This is a genomic window from Actinoplanes aureus (assembly GCF_015704865.1).
Lineage (GTDB): Bacteria > Actinomycetota > Actinomycetes > Mycobacteriales > Micromonosporaceae > Actinoplanes > Actinoplanes aureus.
The window spans coordinates 155,774-170,680 of the sequence record NZ_JADQTO010000005.1; the positions used below are offsets into that span (position 1 = coordinate 155,774).

16 protein-coding genes are annotated in these 14,907 nt (G+C 72.6%); 13 read left to right on the top strand and 3 right to left on the bottom strand.

Annotated features, from left to right (window positions below; all coding sequences use genetic code 11):
* Positions 1-762, top strand: a complete 762-nt coding sequence (locus tag I4J89_RS12210; RefSeq protein WP_196414030.1) for a globin domain-containing protein — start codon at positions 1-3, stop codon at positions 760-762.
* On the opposite strand, the gene I4J89_RS12215 is transcribed toward I4J89_RS12210, so the two are convergent.
* Together I4J89_RS12215 and I4J89_RS12220 are read right to left on the bottom strand one after the other, a co-directional pair.
* Positions 750-1,454, bottom strand: coding sequence for an MBL fold metallo-hydrolase (locus I4J89_RS12215; protein WP_196414031.1), 705 nt, complete (start codon positions 1,452-1,454; stop codon positions 750-752). The genes I4J89_RS12210 and I4J89_RS12215 overlap by 13 nt on opposite strands.
* Positions 1,442-3,115, bottom strand: coding sequence for a glucuronyl esterase domain-containing protein (locus I4J89_RS12220; RefSeq protein WP_309238280.1), 1,674 nt, complete (start codon positions 3,113-3,115; stop codon positions 1,442-1,444). Before I4J89_RS12220 ends, I4J89_RS12215 begins: the two co-directional genes overlap by 13 nt.
* A 200-nt stretch (positions 3,116-3,315) precedes the next feature.
* Between I4J89_RS12220 and I4J89_RS12225 the strand changes: the two genes are divergently transcribed.
* From I4J89_RS12225 to I4J89_RS12280, 11 genes are all read left to right on the top strand, one after another.
* Complete coding sequence (locus I4J89_RS12225; RefSeq protein ID WP_196414033.1) at positions 3,316-4,530, top strand: PP2C family protein-serine/threonine phosphatase; 1,215 nt, start codon at positions 3,316-3,318, stop codon at positions 4,528-4,530.
* A 35-nt stretch (positions 4,531-4,565) separates the two neighbouring features.
* Positions 4,566-4,886, top strand: a complete 321-nt coding sequence (locus tag I4J89_RS12230) for an STAS domain-containing protein (RefSeq protein ID WP_196414034.1) — start codon at positions 4,566-4,568, stop codon at positions 4,884-4,886.
* A gap of 60 nt (positions 4,887-4,946) precedes the next feature.
* Entirely contained in the window at positions 4,947-5,981 is a 1,035-nt protein-coding gene (locus I4J89_RS12235) for a Rieske 2Fe-2S domain-containing protein (protein ID WP_196414035.1), read from the top strand.
* Positions 5,978-6,208, top strand: coding sequence for a hypothetical protein (locus I4J89_RS12240; protein WP_196414036.1), 231 nt, complete (start codon positions 5,978-5,980; stop codon positions 6,206-6,208). The genes I4J89_RS12235 and I4J89_RS12240 overlap by 4 nt, the downstream gene beginning before the upstream one ends.
* Complete coding sequence (locus I4J89_RS12245) at positions 6,205-7,125, top strand: PDR/VanB family oxidoreductase (protein ID WP_196414037.1); 921 nt, start codon at positions 6,205-6,207, stop codon at positions 7,123-7,125. Before I4J89_RS12240 ends, I4J89_RS12245 begins: the two co-directional genes overlap by 4 nt.
* A 23-nt stretch (positions 7,126-7,148) precedes the next feature.
* Positions 7,149-7,880: an IclR family transcriptional regulator gene (locus I4J89_RS12250; RefSeq protein WP_304519327.1), complete on the top strand. Its 732-nt coding sequence runs from the start codon at positions 7,149-7,151 to the stop codon at positions 7,878-7,880.
* Between the two features lie 83 nt (positions 7,881-7,963).
* Positions 7,964-10,162, top strand: a complete 2,199-nt coding sequence (locus I4J89_RS12255) for a DUF6055 domain-containing protein (RefSeq protein WP_230858819.1) — start codon at positions 7,964-7,966, stop codon at positions 10,160-10,162.
* 66 nt (positions 10,163-10,228) lie between these two features.
* Positions 10,229-11,503, top strand: a complete 1,275-nt coding sequence (locus tag I4J89_RS12265; protein ID WP_196414038.1) for a DUF1800 domain-containing protein — start codon at positions 10,229-10,231, stop codon at positions 11,501-11,503.
* A gap of 13 nt (positions 11,504-11,516) precedes the next feature.
* Positions 11,517-12,743 carry a DUF1501 domain-containing protein gene (locus I4J89_RS12270; protein ID WP_196414039.1) on the top strand — a complete coding sequence of 409 codons (1,227 nt, stop codon included), beginning with the start codon at positions 11,517-11,519 and terminating at the stop codon, positions 12,741-12,743.
* Positions 12,740-13,657: an AEC family transporter gene (locus tag I4J89_RS12275; RefSeq protein WP_196414040.1), complete on the top strand. Its 918-nt coding sequence runs from the start codon at positions 12,740-12,742 to the stop codon at positions 13,655-13,657. The genes I4J89_RS12270 and I4J89_RS12275 overlap by 4 nt, the downstream gene beginning before the upstream one ends.
* Positions 13,654-13,956, top strand: a complete 303-nt coding sequence (locus I4J89_RS12280) for a chorismate mutase (RefSeq protein WP_309238281.1) — start codon at positions 13,654-13,656, stop codon at positions 13,954-13,956. Before I4J89_RS12275 ends, I4J89_RS12280 begins: the two co-directional genes overlap by 4 nt.
* 2 nt (positions 13,957-13,958) lie before the next feature.
* Here I4J89_RS12280 and I4J89_RS12285 read toward each other — a convergent pair whose 3' ends face one another.
* Positions 13,959-14,393 (bottom strand): Lrp/AsnC family transcriptional regulator, encoded by a 435-nt coding sequence (locus I4J89_RS12285; protein ID WP_309238282.1) that lies wholly within the window; start codon positions 14,391-14,393, stop codon positions 13,959-13,961.
* A gap of 139 nt (positions 14,394-14,532) precedes the next feature.
* Here I4J89_RS12285 and I4J89_RS12290 point away from each other — a divergent pair.
* Positions 14,533-14,907 (top strand): thiamine pyrophosphate-dependent enzyme (locus I4J89_RS12290; RefSeq protein ID WP_255521629.1); only part of this gene is annotated, 375 nt, incomplete at its 3' end.

Below are 14,907 nucleotides of genomic sequence, written 5' to 3' on the forward strand. Positions count from 1 at the left end.
ATGACGGTTGAGTACATCCGGTACCGCCTGCCCGAGGAGCGCACGGCCGAGTTCGAGGCCGCCTACGCCCGGGCGGCCGGCTTCCTGGCACGGGCACCACAGTGCGCCGGCTACGAGTTGAGCCGGTGCACCGAGGAGCCGGCGGTCTACATCCTGCGCATCACCTGGACATCGCCCGAGGACCACCTGCGCGGCTTCCGCGGCGGCGACCTGTTCCCGGGGTTCCTCGCCGAGATCCGGCCGTACGTCGAGGCGATCGAGGAGATGCGCCACTACGAGCCCACCAAGGTGCGCGGCTCCGGCGGCTCCGTGCCCACGCTGTACGAGTGGGCCGGTGGTGACGCGGCGTTCGAGCGGCTCACCGCGAGCTTCTACGACAGGGTGAAGGCCGACGACGTGGTCGGGCCGCTGTTCGCCCAGATGGATCCGGCGCACCCCCGGCACGTCGCGATGTGGCTAGCCGAGGTGTTCGGCGGCCCGGCCCGCTACACCAGCGAGCGCGGTGGCTACCCGAGCATGCTCGGCCACCACCTGAACAAGGCGATCACCGAACCGCAGCGGCGCCGCTGGGTGAACCTGTTGCTGGACGCCGCCGACGAGGTCGGCCTGCCGGACGACCCGGAGTTCCGGGCCGCCTTCCTGGGCTACATCGAGTGGGGTACGCGTCTGGCACTGGCCAACTCCCAGCCCGGTGCCGAACCGGTCCGGAAGGCTCCGGTGCCGCACTGGGGCTGGGGCGTCGCCCCGCCCTACCTGGGCTGAGCCGCGCGCAGGGCGGCGGTGGCCCGCTCGGTGACCGGCGCCCCGTGACCGAAGCAGGCGATGTCGACGTCCAGCCCGGCCTGGCGGCGGAACGAGGCCGCCGCCAGGTCCGGGTCGGCGTTGAAGACGCCGAGCATCACGTTGCCGTCGGGACCGCGGGCGATGGTGTCGCCGGTGAACAGGACGCGCGCCTCCGGCAGGTGGTAGGCGACACTGCCGGGGGTGTGCCCGGGCACCGCCACGCAGACCGCACGGACCCCGCCGCCGAGGTCGATCTCGTCGCCGTCGCCGGCCTCGCGGTCGACCCGGACCGGCGCGACCTCGTCGTGCGTCATCCCGGCCTGGACCTGATCGAACAACTCCCGCTCCCAGCCGCTGAGCACCGGCGGCGGCCCGTCCGCCTCGCCGCGGATCACCGGCGCGTCGAGATGGTGCGCGACGACCTCCACATCGCCCCAGGCGGCCACCTCGGCGGCCGAACCGACGTGATCCTCGTGGTGGTGGGTGAGCAGCAGGCGCCGCAGGTCCCGCCGCCGGTAGCCGAGCTCCTCGATCGCGCCGGCGATCTGTGGCCCCGACCCGGGCAGGCTGGTGTCGATGAGCGTCAGCCCGCCCGGGCCGTGCCACAGGTACGCCTGTCCGACCGGAAAGGCCAGCATCACCAGCCGCGGCTCGAGCCTCACGATCTCCATGGGCCGGACGCTACGTCGCCCGCCGCGGCGGACCAAGCGGCTCTGCTGACGGCAGACCGGCCTACGCCGCTGGTGCAGGTCAGCGCTGGTGTGGACGGGTTGCCGCCGGCCACGAACCCGAACGTGGTCTGCCCGTTGGCCGCGACCGGACCGTTGTACGCCGCGTTGCGTACGGTGATCGTCGATCCGCTCGTGGTGTGCGTGCCGTTCCAGACCTGGCTGATGGTCTGGCCCGCGGCCAGGCCCCAGCTCACCGCCCAGCCGTTGATCGGCGCCGTGCCGGCTTTGACGGTGACCTCGCCCTGGAAGCCGCCCGACCAGGAGTTCACCGTCCGGTAGGAGGCGCTGCACGCGCCGGCCGGGGTGCTCGGTGACGGGGAGGTGGACGGTGACGGGGGGTTGGACAGGGACAGGGACGGGGAGGGTGAGGCCGGCGACGAGGGCGACGTGCCGAGCACCGGCGTCTGCCAGTCCCGCCACTCGGCCAGGTTGCCCTGCGCCCGGCTGGAGATCCGCATCGTCCCGGTGTGGCTGCCGGTCCGGAGCAGGAACTTCTGGATGGTGCGCTGCAGCGGCTCACGCCACTCGGCCCGGTTGGCGCAGTGGCTGCCGTCCTGGACGTCCGACCAGTAGGTGATGTTGTCGCCCGCGCCGAGCGCCCGGTAGACCTCCGCCCCGGCGAGCGCGGCCACGCTCGCCGACCGGGGCCCGAGGTTGGCGATGTGCGGGTTGTCCATGATGAACAGCCCGCGCGGCGCGACCATGGCCACCAGCTCGTGCGTGTCCACCGGCAGCCGGGTGGGTGCGCCGGTGAACGAGCCGAACGCGTCACCGAGCCAGGGCTGCTCGCCGTACGCGCTGCTCAGGCTCTGTGCGCCCTCGCCCGGGATGCCGCGGAAGATCGGCACGCCCGCGCTGCCCGACTCGATCGGCATGGTGAGCGCGATCCGCTGGTCGAACGCCCCGGTGACGATGGCGCCCTTGCCGAACCGGGAGCATCCGGTGACCCCGGTGGCGTCGGCTCGCAGGATCGAGCCACCGGACTGCTCGATGACGTCGATGATCCGGCTGACGCCCCAGGCCCAGGCCACCAGCAGCCCGGTGCTGCTGGACGAGCCGTAGACGCTGTAGAACGCGCCCTGCTTGTTGCTGCGCGGCGTGCCTTCACGGCCGACCGGATAGGGGTCGTAGCTGATCACCGCGGCGCCGGCCGCCTTGATGGCCGCGGTGTCCGCGCCGAATCCGCCGAGGACGACCACGGCCGGGAACGGCCCGGAGCCGCTGGGCAGCTCGACCCTCGCTGAGAAGCTCGCCGTGCGGCCGCTGTCGGCCACGTTCACGGTGATGCCGGTGGCCGACACGGTGCCGGTCACGCTCGCCGGCTTGGCGGGTTTGGTGCCGTAGACGAACTTCTCCGCGAGCCTCTTGATCTCTTCGCGGCGGCAGCGCCAGTCGCCGGTGGTGGTGATGCGGGTGCCGTCCAGCCTGGTGAACGGGTCGGGGAGGCGGCTGACGGTGGGCAGCGAGCCCGCGTCGGGCAGGGCGGGCACCGGGCAGCCGGCACCCTCGTTCTCGACGCCGGCCGCCGAGGCTGGACCGACGTGCAGAGCGAGAGCGCCGACGATCGCCGCGGTGGCTAGCGCAATGACTGTAGATCTCACCGAGGGCTCTCCTTCCGGAGGTGGGGATGTAGGGGAGCGCTCCCATAGGAACTCGGCCATCGAAACATGTCAATAGCAGACCGAAACTTCCGGAGAGTTGCGAGCGAAGTGACAAGCGAACGAAGTGCGAGACCCGGTGCCGAAACTTACGACTTCCGGTACTCCGTGCTGAGTGGACCCGTTGGCCGTAGGGTGGGCGGATGACCGTCACGGACGAGCTGGCCTGGCTGGACGCCATGCAGCGCCTGCTGGCGCGTTCGCACCTCTGGCGGCCGGACCAGCTCGCGGAGACCGTCGCCGTCACCATGGCCGGTCTCGGCGTCACCGCCACGGTCTACGTGGTGGATCACGAGCAGCGAGCGCTGCGGGCCATGCCTGTGCCGGACCGCGACACCCCGGCACCGTTGCCGGTCGACGCGTCGGTGCCCGGCCGGGTCTTCGCCCTGGTGCGCTCCATCCCGGCGACCGGCCCGGGGGAGGCGGCCCGCTGGTGGTGCCCGATCGTCAACGGCACCGACCGGATGGGTGCCATGGACTTCCTGCTGCCCGGCGGCGTCGACCCGCAGAGCAAAGGACTGCGGGAACGATGCGAGATGCTCGCCGGGCTCGTCGGGCACCTGATCACCACGTGCGCGCCCCGCGGGGACTACCTGCATCAGGTGCGCCGCTCACAGCCGATGTCACCGGCCTCCGAGCTGATGTGGGAGCTGCTGCAACCGTTGACCGCCTCCCGCGACGAGCTGACCCTCAGCGCGATCCTCGAGCCGTGCTACGACATCGGCGGTGATGCCTACGACTACGCCATCGACGGCACGCTGGCCCGGATGACGATCCTGGACGGCGTCGGCAAGGGGCTGCGGGCCGGGCTCGGCACCGCCGTGGCGCTGGCCGCGATCCGCGCCGCCCGGCGTGCCGGCAAGGACCTGTACGGCCAGGCCCGCGCCGCCGACACCGCCCTGCTGGCGGAGTTCCCGGACGCCCGCTTCGTCACCGCCTTCCTGTCCGAGCTGCACCTGGACACCGGGATGCTGGTCTATCTCAACGCCGGTCATCCGCCGCCGCTGCTGCTGCGCCACGGCGCGACGGCCTCCGAGCTGACCGGCGGTGGCCGGATGCCGCTCGGCCTCGACGATCCCCGCAACGAGATCAGCCGGCGCCGGCTGCAACGCGGCGACCGGCTGCTGCTGTACAGCGACGGCATCACCGAGGCCCGCGACGGCGCCGGCCGGCAGTTCGGCCGGGACCGGCTGGTCGAGATCGTCGAACACCACACCGCGGCCGGGCTGCCCGCACCGGAGACCCTGCGCCGGATCTCGCACGCGGTCGTCGAGCACCAGAACGGTCCGCCCGACGACGACGCCACACTCCTGCTCGCCGAATGGTCACCACCCGCCGCACGGCGTACCGTGCCGTGAGTCGATCCGTGCGAGCCAGAAGTGGAGTCCCGTCGATGCAGCCCGACATCCTGACCGTGACCGTGCGGGAGGGCCCCGCGTCCAGCGTGATCCTGGTCGCCGCCGGGGAGATCGACCGGGACAGCCGTGACGAGCTGGACCGGGCCGCCGACGAGGTGCTGAGCGAGGGTGTGTACCGGCTGATGATCGATGTCGCCGCGGTCAGCTTCTGCGACTCCAGCGGCCTGAGCCTCTTCATCGACCTGCACCGGCGGACCCGGCGCCACGACGGCTGGCTGCGTCTGGTGAGCGTGCCGCCGTACCTGCGGGAGATGCTGCGGGTCACCCACCTCGACGAGATGATCGAGATCGCCTAGCTTTCCGCCACACGGAAAGGCCGTGTCGGGCGGTCCGAGACCGCGCTCACACTGACGGCCATGACATCAGTGGTCCGGAACCAGTGGTACGTGGCGGCGTACGGCCGGGAGGTCGGCCGGGACCTGTTCAGCCGGACGGTCTGCGGCGAGTCGATCCTGTTCTGGCGCACCCGCGGCGGCCTGGTCACCGCGATGAGCGACCGCTGCGTGCACCGCCGGTTCCCGCTGTCCGAGCCGCCCAGCCACCTCGACGGGGACACCGTGGTCTGCGGCTACCACGGTTTCACGTACGGCGCCGACGGCGTGTGCGTCGCGGTCCCGGGGCAGACCCGGATCCCGCGTACGGCCCGGCTGAAGGCGTACCCGGTCGTCGAGCAGGACTCGTTCGTGTGGGTCTTCATCGGCGATCCGGACCGGGCCGCCGGCACGCCGATACCCCGGGCGCCGTGGCTGGATTTGCCCGGGTGGACGGCCGTGTCCGGGATGGAGCCCCTCGCCGCGCGGGCCAGCCTGCTGGTCGACAACCTGATGGACCTGTCGCACGAGACGTACCTGCACGGCGGGTACATCGGCACGCCCGAGGTGGCCGAGACCCCGATCACCACCGAGGTGGACGAGGAGGCCGGGATCGTCCGGGTGTCCCGGCGCATGGCCGACGCCGCCTGCCCGCCGTTCTACGCGAAGAGCACCGGCATCACCGGCCGGATCACCCGCTGGCAGGACATCGAGTTCACCCCGCCCTGCCTGTACCGGCTGCACAGCCGCATCGCGCCGGCCGGCGTGCTGCCCAATGCCGACGGCACCGACCCGGACGCCTTCCACGTCGAGGTGGTGTACGCCATCACCCCGGAGACCGAGTCGTCGACGCACGACTTCTGGGCCGTCGCCCGCGACTTCGCCCTCGACGACGAGGCGGTCTCGGACTTCCTGCGGGAGAGCAACCGCACCGTGGTGCTCCAGGACGTGGCCGCCCTGAACGTCCTGGAACGGGTGCTCACCGGCGAACCCGACGGCTACCAGGAACTGTCGATCAACATCGACACCGGCGGGCTGGCCGCCCGCCGGATGATCGCCCGGCTCTCCGCGGCGCTATGAGCCGGCTGACCCGGGTCGGCTGGCTGCCCGGCGCCGACCGGCTGAGCGGCAGGTGCCACTGCGGCGCCCAGACCGAGGCCGACGACCCCGTCCTGCTCTGGGACTGGCTGTCCGCCCACCCGGCGCACCCGACCCGGGCCGCGGCGCCGCCGGAACCGACCCCGCCCCCGCCTCACCTGGTGACCGACCCCGCGCTGATCCGGCGCCGGGCGACCGCGCCCGCATGAGCATCCGGCTTCGCGTCACCCGCCGGGTGGCGGCCGCCGAGGGCGTCGTCGTGCTCGACCTCGCCGACCCGTCCGGGGCGGAGCTACCGCGGTGGGCGCCGGGCGCCCACGTCGACCTGTGCCTGCCCGGCGGGGCGGTACGGCAGTACTCGCTGTGCGGGGACCCGGGGGACCGGCGCCGCTGGCGCATCGGCGTGCTGCGGGAACCGGACGGCCGGGGCGGATCCGCGCAGGTACACGCGGCGCTGCACGAGGGCGTGGAGGTCGAGGCCCGCGGGCCGCGCAACCACTTCGCCCTCGTCCCGGCGCGGCGCTACGTGTTCATCGCCGGCGGCATCGGCATCACCCCGATCCTGCCGATGATCACCGCGGCCGGTGCGGACTGGGAGCTGCACTACGGGGGCCGCAGCCGCCGGTCGATGGCGTTCCTCGACGTGCTGGGCGCCGACCCGCGGGTCACCCTGTACCCGCGGGACGAGGTGGGCCGGCCCGATCTCGACCGGATCCTGGGTACGCCGCGGGCGGACACGGCGGTGTACTGCTGCGGTCCGGAACCCCTGCTCGCCGCCGTCGAACAGCGCTGCGCCTCGTGGCCCGCCGGGGCGCTGCACGTGGAACGCTTCGCGCCCCGGGAAGTCGGCGGGCCGGCCGGCGCCTTCGAGGTCGAACTGGCCGTGAGCGGGTTGACCGTGACCGTGCCGGCGGACAAGTCTGTGCTGCGAGTCGTCGAGGAAGCCGGGATCGGCGTGCTCTCGTCGTGCCGGGAGGGGACGTGCGGAACCTGCGAGACACCCGTGCTGGCGGGCGTGGTCGACCATCGCGACTCGCTGCTGACCCCGCCGGAGCGGGCGGCGAACGACACGATGTTCATCTGCGTGTCCCGGGCGGCCGGACCGAGGCTGGTGCTGGAGCTCTGAGCCGCCCGACCGCGGGCGGCAAGCTGCTCGCCGTACTCGATGCGTTCTCCCGGGAGCGCACCGCGCTCACGCTGTCGCAGATCGCACGAGCGGTGGGCCTGCCGGTCTCCACGACGCACCGGCTGGTGGCCGAGCTGGCCGCCTGGGGCGGCCTGGAGCGGGACGCGGACGGCTGCTACCGCATCGGGTTGCGGATGTTCGAGCTGGGCGCGCTGGCGCCGCGCGGCCGCCCCCAGCGCGAGGCCCCCCGGCCCTTCAAGGGGGACCGGTACGGGGTCACCCACGAGAACGTGCAGCTGGCGGTACGCGACCAGGACGAGGTGGTGTTCGTCGAACGGTTCGCGGCGCGCGACGCGGTGACCGTCCTGACCCGTGTCGGCGGCCGTTTCGCGATGCCACCGACCGGCGTGGGCCTGGTGCTGCTCGCCCACGCGCCGCGGGACGTCCAGGAGCGGGTCCTGGCCGCGCCGCTGACCCGCTACACCGGGCACACCATCACCGATCCACGCCGGCTGCGCCGCGTGCTCGCCGACGTACGCCGGACCGGGTTCGCCGTGAGCGACCGGCAGGTGACCGGCGACGCGGTGTCGGTCGCCGCGCCGATCACGGCCGGCGACCCGGTCGTCGCCGCCCTGTCGGTGGTGGTGCGCGGCAGCTCGGCCGCGGCGGTGCGCGGCCTCACCCCGACCGTGCGGGCGGCCGCCCGGGGAATCTCGCGTCTGCTGGCCGACGGCTTGCCGAAAACGTTTTCGTAATGCAGGGTGGGCCGCGCACATAGATGTTCGCCTATCCGCGTGGCCGTCCCCCAACGGCCGCGCGGAGGATGGAGATCCCCGCCATGCGACCTCCCCGATGGTTGCTGGTCGCCGTCACCGCCCTGACCCTTCTCACCGGCATCTCCCTGGTGCCGCAGGTGATGGACCGGGCGTCGGCCGCCGCCAAGACCGTCTACATCCCCGCACGCTGGACCCAGACCGGTGAGGTGCCCTGGGCCGCCAACCGCACCCGCGAGTCGGACAACTTCATCCTGCTCTGGGGTGAGAAGTCCGGCACCGATCCGGCGTCCGCGCCGTCGCCCTACACCTTCGACCCGAACAGCGTGATCAGCCAGCTGGAGAACCTCTACCGCTTCTACGTCAGCACCATGCAGTTCACCCCGGAGACCGGCCTGCTGGCCCAGCACAAGATCATCGTGATCATCACGAACACCTGGAACCGCACCGAGCTGAACGCCTGGGCCACCGGCGGCTCGGTGGACGGCCGGGTGGGCGTGATCAACGTCGCGCCCGGCGCGGCCCTGCCCGGCTCGTGGGGGCTGGCGCACGAGCTCGCCCACGTCTTCCAGAACTACACGTTCCTCGGCCGCCCGGGCTTCGGGTTCACCGACGCGTCGGCCGGCACCTTCTGGGAGACGAGTGCCGAGTTCATGGCCATGCAGGCGTTGCCGGCCACCGCGGCCGGTGACCTGACCCGGTGGCTGCGCTCGGAGAACCTGTACTACAGCTCCAGCCGGCACCACTACGGCAACTGGATGCTCGCGCAGTACATCAAGGACCGCGACGGCCTCGCCATGTTCAACCGGATCTGGAACGAGGCCCGCAACACCGAGCACCCGCTGGAGACCTACCGGCGGATCGCCGGGATCAGCCAGGCCGAGCTCAACCGGCGGATCGGCGAGTACGCCACGAGAACGGTGACCTACGACTTCGGCAACCGGTCCACGCTGATGCCGTTCATCAACAACGTGTACGGGGGTGGCTTCCTCCGGGCGTACAACGGCGGCAACGTCGAAGCGGTCGACCAGAGCCTGAGCCACTACCGGATCAACGCCCGCGTGGCGCCCTCCGACTACGGCTTCAACAAGATCAAGCTGGTGCCGTCGGCCGACGGGGCCCTGGTCAAGGTGCGGCTCAAGGGGCACGCCGAGACCGGCGCCACCGGCTGGACGTTCGGGCTGGTCGCGGTGCGGGGCGGCACCCCGCGGTACTCGCCGCTGCACACCGGCACCGACGGGCAGATCGACTTCCAGCTCCAGGCCGGGGAGAGCGAGGTGTGGCTGGTCGTCACCGGTACGCCGGGGGCGGTGCCGCACTACGGGTTCCTCGACGGCTACCCCAAGGCGCGCCGGTTCCCGTACGAGTTCCGGCTCTCCGGCGCGACCCCGTCCGGCTTCGAACCCGGCCACGTCAAGCCGGCCGCGACCGGCGGCGGGCGCTGGCACGCCAACGGCGGTGGCTGGGTCGCCGGCAACGCCAGCGTCGCCGCCACCGCGTACGTCGGCCCGAAAGCCGCCGTCATGGCCGGTACGGTCACCGGCAACGCCCGCATCGAAGGCCTCGGCTGGGTCAACGGCGGCACCGTCGGCGGCAACGCCGTGGTCAAGGACAACGCCCTGATCCAGAGCGGCGCCAACCTGTCCGGCAACGTCGTGGTCGGCGGCGACGCCGAGATCGCCTTCGCCTGCGGCTCCGGTACCTACCTGCAGTTCAACCCGGACCGCCGCTGCGACGGTGCCGGCGGCGAGGCCGACATCAACCCGTCGTTCACCGCGTTCCCCAGCGCCGACCTGGCGATCAACGGGACCACCACACCGCCGCCGGCCGGCAGCACCAACGTGGCGCGCACGGCGACCGCCTCGGCCTCCTACACCTCGCCGTGGGAGTCCGTCGCGGCCGTCAACGACGGCCTTGAGCCGGCGTCGTCCAACGACACGGTCAACCCCCGCTGGGGTACCTGGCCCAACACCGGCGAGCAGTGGGCGGAACTGACCTGGCCCAGCGCGGTCACGCTGAACCGGGCGCAGGTCTACCTGTTCGACGACAACGGCGGGGTACGGCTGCCGGCGTCCTGGAAACTCCAGTACTGGACCGGCGGCGGGTACGCCGACGTGCCCGCCGCCGGTGGATACCCGCTCGCCGCGAACGCCTACAACACGGTTACCTTCTCGCAGGTCAGCACCACCCGGCTGCGCGTCGTACTGCAAGCCAGCGGCACCAGCTCGGTCGGCCTGCTCGAAGTGCGGGCGTTCACCCCGTAGCGCCTGAACGCGGTCCGGACGTCGTCCTTACCGAACCCTTACATCGACGGACTACGTTCCCCGTCCATGACCGATCGCCGTCAGGTGGCGCACCTGCTTCGCCGGCTCACGTTCGGGCCGACCTCGGCCGAGGTGGACGCCGCGGTCCGGGCCGGCCCCGACGCGACCCTCGCGGCGCTGCTGCGCCCGGCCGGGCCGGTGGCCGGCCTGCCGTCGGCCGCCGACCCGGTCGCAGCCCTTGGCCCGGACGCCTCGCGCGAGGACCGGCAGCGGGCCCGGCGCGATCAACGTGACCAGGTCAACGCGGCGATCCGCTGGTGGCTGGGGCGGATGGCCGGGGGCGGGGCGGCGGAGAAGCTGGTCTTCTTCTGGCACGGGCACTGGGCGACGAGCGTCCGCAAGGTGCGCTCCGCCCCGCTGATGCTCGCCCAGCAGCAGACCTTCCGGCGGTACGGGACCGGCGACACCGGGCCGCTGGTCCGGGCGATGCTGCGCGACCCCGCGCTGATCCTCTGGCTGGACGGGCAGAAGAACACCCGCAAGGCGCCGAACGAGAACCTGGCCCGCGAGGTCATGGAACTGTTCACGCTCGGCGTCGGCGCGTACAGCGAGGACGACGTGAAAGCCGGCGCGCGGGTGCTCACCGGGTGGCAGGTCGACCGGGCCGCCGGCACCGCGGGCCTGGTCGCCCGGCGGCACGACGACCGGCCGGTCACGCTGCTCGGCCGCACCGGTACGTTCGACGCCGACTCGTACGCCGACCTGCTCGTGCGGCACGAGGCGCACCTGCCGTTCCTCGTACAGCGGCTGTGGGTGCGCTACGGCTCGGGTACGGCACCGCCCGCCGACGTGACGGCACGGGTGGTGACCGCCGGGCGGGACACGACGGCCCTGCTCGCGGCGGTGTGCCGGGATCCCGGGTTCGCCGGCACTCGCGGTGCCCTGGTGAAGCAGCCGGTCGAGTGGCTGATCGGGGCGGTGCGGCAGCTCGGCGTACCGATGACGGGTCTGTCCATCGAGGAACAGCAACAGCTGGTGAACGCCCTGCGCGCGCTCGGTCAGGTGCCCCTGCGGCCGCCGTCGGTCGGCGGCTGGCCGGTCGGCGCGGCCTGGCTGACCACGTCGTCCACGCTGGCCCGGCTGCGTGCCGGGCAGCGCCTGGCGGCGCTCGCGCCGGCCGCCGCCGACCGGCTGACCGGCGCCGACCGCCTGGAGGCGCTGGCGGATCTGCTTGTCGTCGACGGCTGGAGCGACCGTACGCGTGACGCGTTGCGCGAGGTGCGGCAGCCACGCCGGCTGCTCGCGCTCGGCCTGGCCAGCCCCGAGTACGCGGTTCACTGAGGAGGCCATCGGCATGGACACGATCACTCGACGGCGGTTCCTGATCGCCAGTGGTGTCGCCGGCGGCGCTGCCGCGTCGGCGTTCGGACTGAGGGAGATCCTGGCGACCGCCGGGGACCGTGATCCCGCGGCGCGAACCCTGGTCCTGGTCACCCTCTACGGCGGCAACGACGGGCTCGGCACGGTCATCCCGTACGCGGATCCGGCGTACGCCGCCGCCCGGCCGGACCTGAGCTACCCGCCGGAGGAGATCCTGACGCTGGACGACGGCGTCGGCCTGAATCCCGGGCTGGCCGGGTTGCACCGCCTCTACGGCGCCGGGAAGCTGGCCGTGGTGCGCGGGGTCGGCTATCCCAAGCCGGACCGCAGCCACTTCCGGTCGATGGACATCTGGCAGACCGCCCAGCCGGACCGCCCCGGCACCACCGGCTGGCTGGGCCGCTGGCTCGACACCGCCGGCGGCGACCCACGCCTCGCCGTGTCGTTCGAGCCGGTCCTGCCGCCGCTGCTGGCCGGGGCCACGAGCGCCGGCGCCACCGTGCCCGGCGGAGTGCTGGCGCTGCCCGGCGGGCTGACCCCCGAGGGGCTGGGCCGGCTCGGCACGCCGGCCGCGGGCGAATCGCCCGCGGCGGCGCGGGCGGCGGCCTGCTTCGCTGATCTGATGCGGTTGCAGGACCTGATGAAGCAGATCGCCGAGGGTACGCCGGACGACGCCGAATCCGACGACGAGGACGCCCCGGCGACCGCGACCGGCGGGGCGGCGCCACCACTGGACCAGCAACTCGCCCTGGTCGCCCGGTGCGTCGAGGCGGGTGTGGCCACCCGGGTGTACTCGGTCTCGCAGGGCGGCTTCGACCTGCACGCGAACGGGAAGGACGCGCAGCAGGCGTTGCTGGCGAGGGTGGACAAGCCGCTCACCGCGTTCGCCGAACGGATGGCCGGCAAGGGTGTGGTCGTCGCGGTCTACTCGGAGTTCGGCCGGCGGGTCCGGGCCAACGCCTCCGACGGCACCGACCACGGCACCGCCTCCGACGTGTTCCTGCTCGGCGACGGCGTACGCGGCGGCCTGCACGGCGAGCCGCCCAGCCTGACCGACCTCGACGACGGCGACCTCAAGTACACCGTCGACTTCCGTGACGTGTACGCGACGCTGCTCGCCGACGTGCTCGGCAGCGACCCGCAACGCGTCCTGGACGGCTGGTCCGGCCGCCTGAGACAGGTCTACCGTGCTGATGCATGATCTTGGCGCTGTCCGGGTTCGCGCTCATCGCGGCCATCGTGCTGGCCGGCTGGGCGCTGGGCCGCTGGGGCGGCCTCCCGGACGACGCCGAGTCGGCGCTGGGCGGCGTGGTCTTCGCCGTGCTGGCCCCCTGCCTGCTGTTCACCGGGGTGTCGGCCGCCGACCTGACCGTGCTGTTCACCCGGTCGCTGCTGGTGTTCGCGGTCGCCTCGGGCCTGTGCTTCGGGTTGTTCGCGCTGCTGTTCCGGCGACGGGACGCGGGCACCCGGGTCCTCGGTGCGCTCGCCGGGGGCTACACCAACGCCAACTACATCGGCCTGCCGATCGCGACGTATGTGCTGGGTGACCCCGCGCTCGTCGTACCGATCATCATGGTGCAGCTGCTGCTGATCACCCCGGCGGCGCTGACCCTGCTGGAGATCATCACGACCGGGCGGGCCTCCTGGCGGACGGTGGCGGCCGGACCCGTACGCAATCCGCTGATCCTCGGCGTGCTGGCCGGCGCCGCGGTCTCGCTGACCGGCCTGCACGTGCCCGCGCTGCTCGCCGCCCCGATCACCGCGCTGGCCCAGGCCGCGGTGCCGGTCGTGCTGCTCGCCTTCGGGATCTCGCTGGCCCGGCGCTGGGTCCTGGAACCGGGCCCGGACCGCCGGCCGGCGGTGGTCGCGGTGGTGCTGAAGGTCGTGGTCATGCCGGCGCTGGCCTTTCTGCTGGCCGTTGCGGTAGGCCTGCCCCACGAGGCGAGGTACGCAGTGACGGTGCTGGCCGCTTTGCCGACCGCGCAGAACGTCTTCCTGTATGCCCAGCAGTTCCGCACCGGGGTGGTCCTGGTCCGCGACGCGGTGTTCCTGTCCACCCTGGCCTGCCTCCCGGCGATGCTGCTGATCTCGGTGGTGGCACGATGGTCGGCGTGACTGACTCGGGACTCACGCTCGCCGACATCCGCCGCCAGATCGACGCGATCGATGCCGAGGTGGTCCGCCGGCTGGCGGATCGCGAGCAGTTGGTGCGTGCCGCCGCCGCGTTCAAGACCGACGAGCAGGCGGTGCGCGCGCCGGCCCGGGTCGAGGAGGTGATCGCCAAGGTGCGCGCCCTCGCGGAGCGGGAGGGTGGCTCGCCTGAGGTGATCGAGCGGGTCTACCGGGCGATGATCGGCGCGTTCATCGAGCTGGAGCTCGGTGAGCACCGGGGGAGCCGGCCGTCGAGTTCGTGAGCTCACGTCCGGGGTGTTGACTCCTCGAACAGCAGCAGCGTGCGGGTGCTGTTCACGCCGGGCATGCCCTGGATCTCGTCGAGCACCAGGTGGCGCAGCTCGGTGTTGTCGGCGACCCGGACCAGCAGGATCACGTCGAAGTCGCCGCCGACCAGTCCGATGTGCACCACGCCGGGCAGCGCGTGCAGCCGGCCCAGCACCTCGCGCCAGTTGGCCTGTTGCAGGTTGAGGGTCACGTAGGCGGCGGTGGTCAGCCCGGCGGCGACCGGGTCGACGTCGGCGTGGTAGCCGCGGATCACCCCGGTCTCCTGCAACCGGGCCACCCGGGAGTAGGCGTTGGCGCGGGAGATGTGCAGCTTCTCGGCGAGCGTACGCATGGACATCCGCCCATCGCGGGCGAGCTCGGTGAGGATCCGCCGGTCGGTCTCGTCGAGCACGTGGCCACCTGTCTCGCCGGTCGGGTGGGCAGGGCCCGGAAATTGGACGATCGGCTCCCGAAGCCGGCAGCCGGTGGAACATTATCTCGGCTTTGCCGGGGATATGGCGTTCAATTGGCATGGAGAACAGAATCCGTGCATGACACGTGACGCAGCTCACCTGCTGCCGTCCACGGTGCCGGTGACGCTCATCGACCCGGACGGCGACCCCGTTCCGCACGTCGGCCACGATCTGCCCGACCCTGAGGCTCTCGTGCGCGCGTTCGCCGCCCTGGTAGCGGCTCGACGATTCAACGACCAGGCGTACGCGCTGGTCCGGCAGGGCCGGCTGGCCGTCTACCCGTCCTCGCACGGCCAGGAGGCCTGCCAGGTCGCCGCGGCCCACGTGCTGGCCGACGGCGACTGGCTGTTCCCGACCTACCGGGACACCGCGGCCGTGGGGGGGGGGGGGGGGGGGCCGGGGGGGGGGCCCCCCCACCGCCACCCGGGAGCGGGCCAAGCAAACGACCCCACC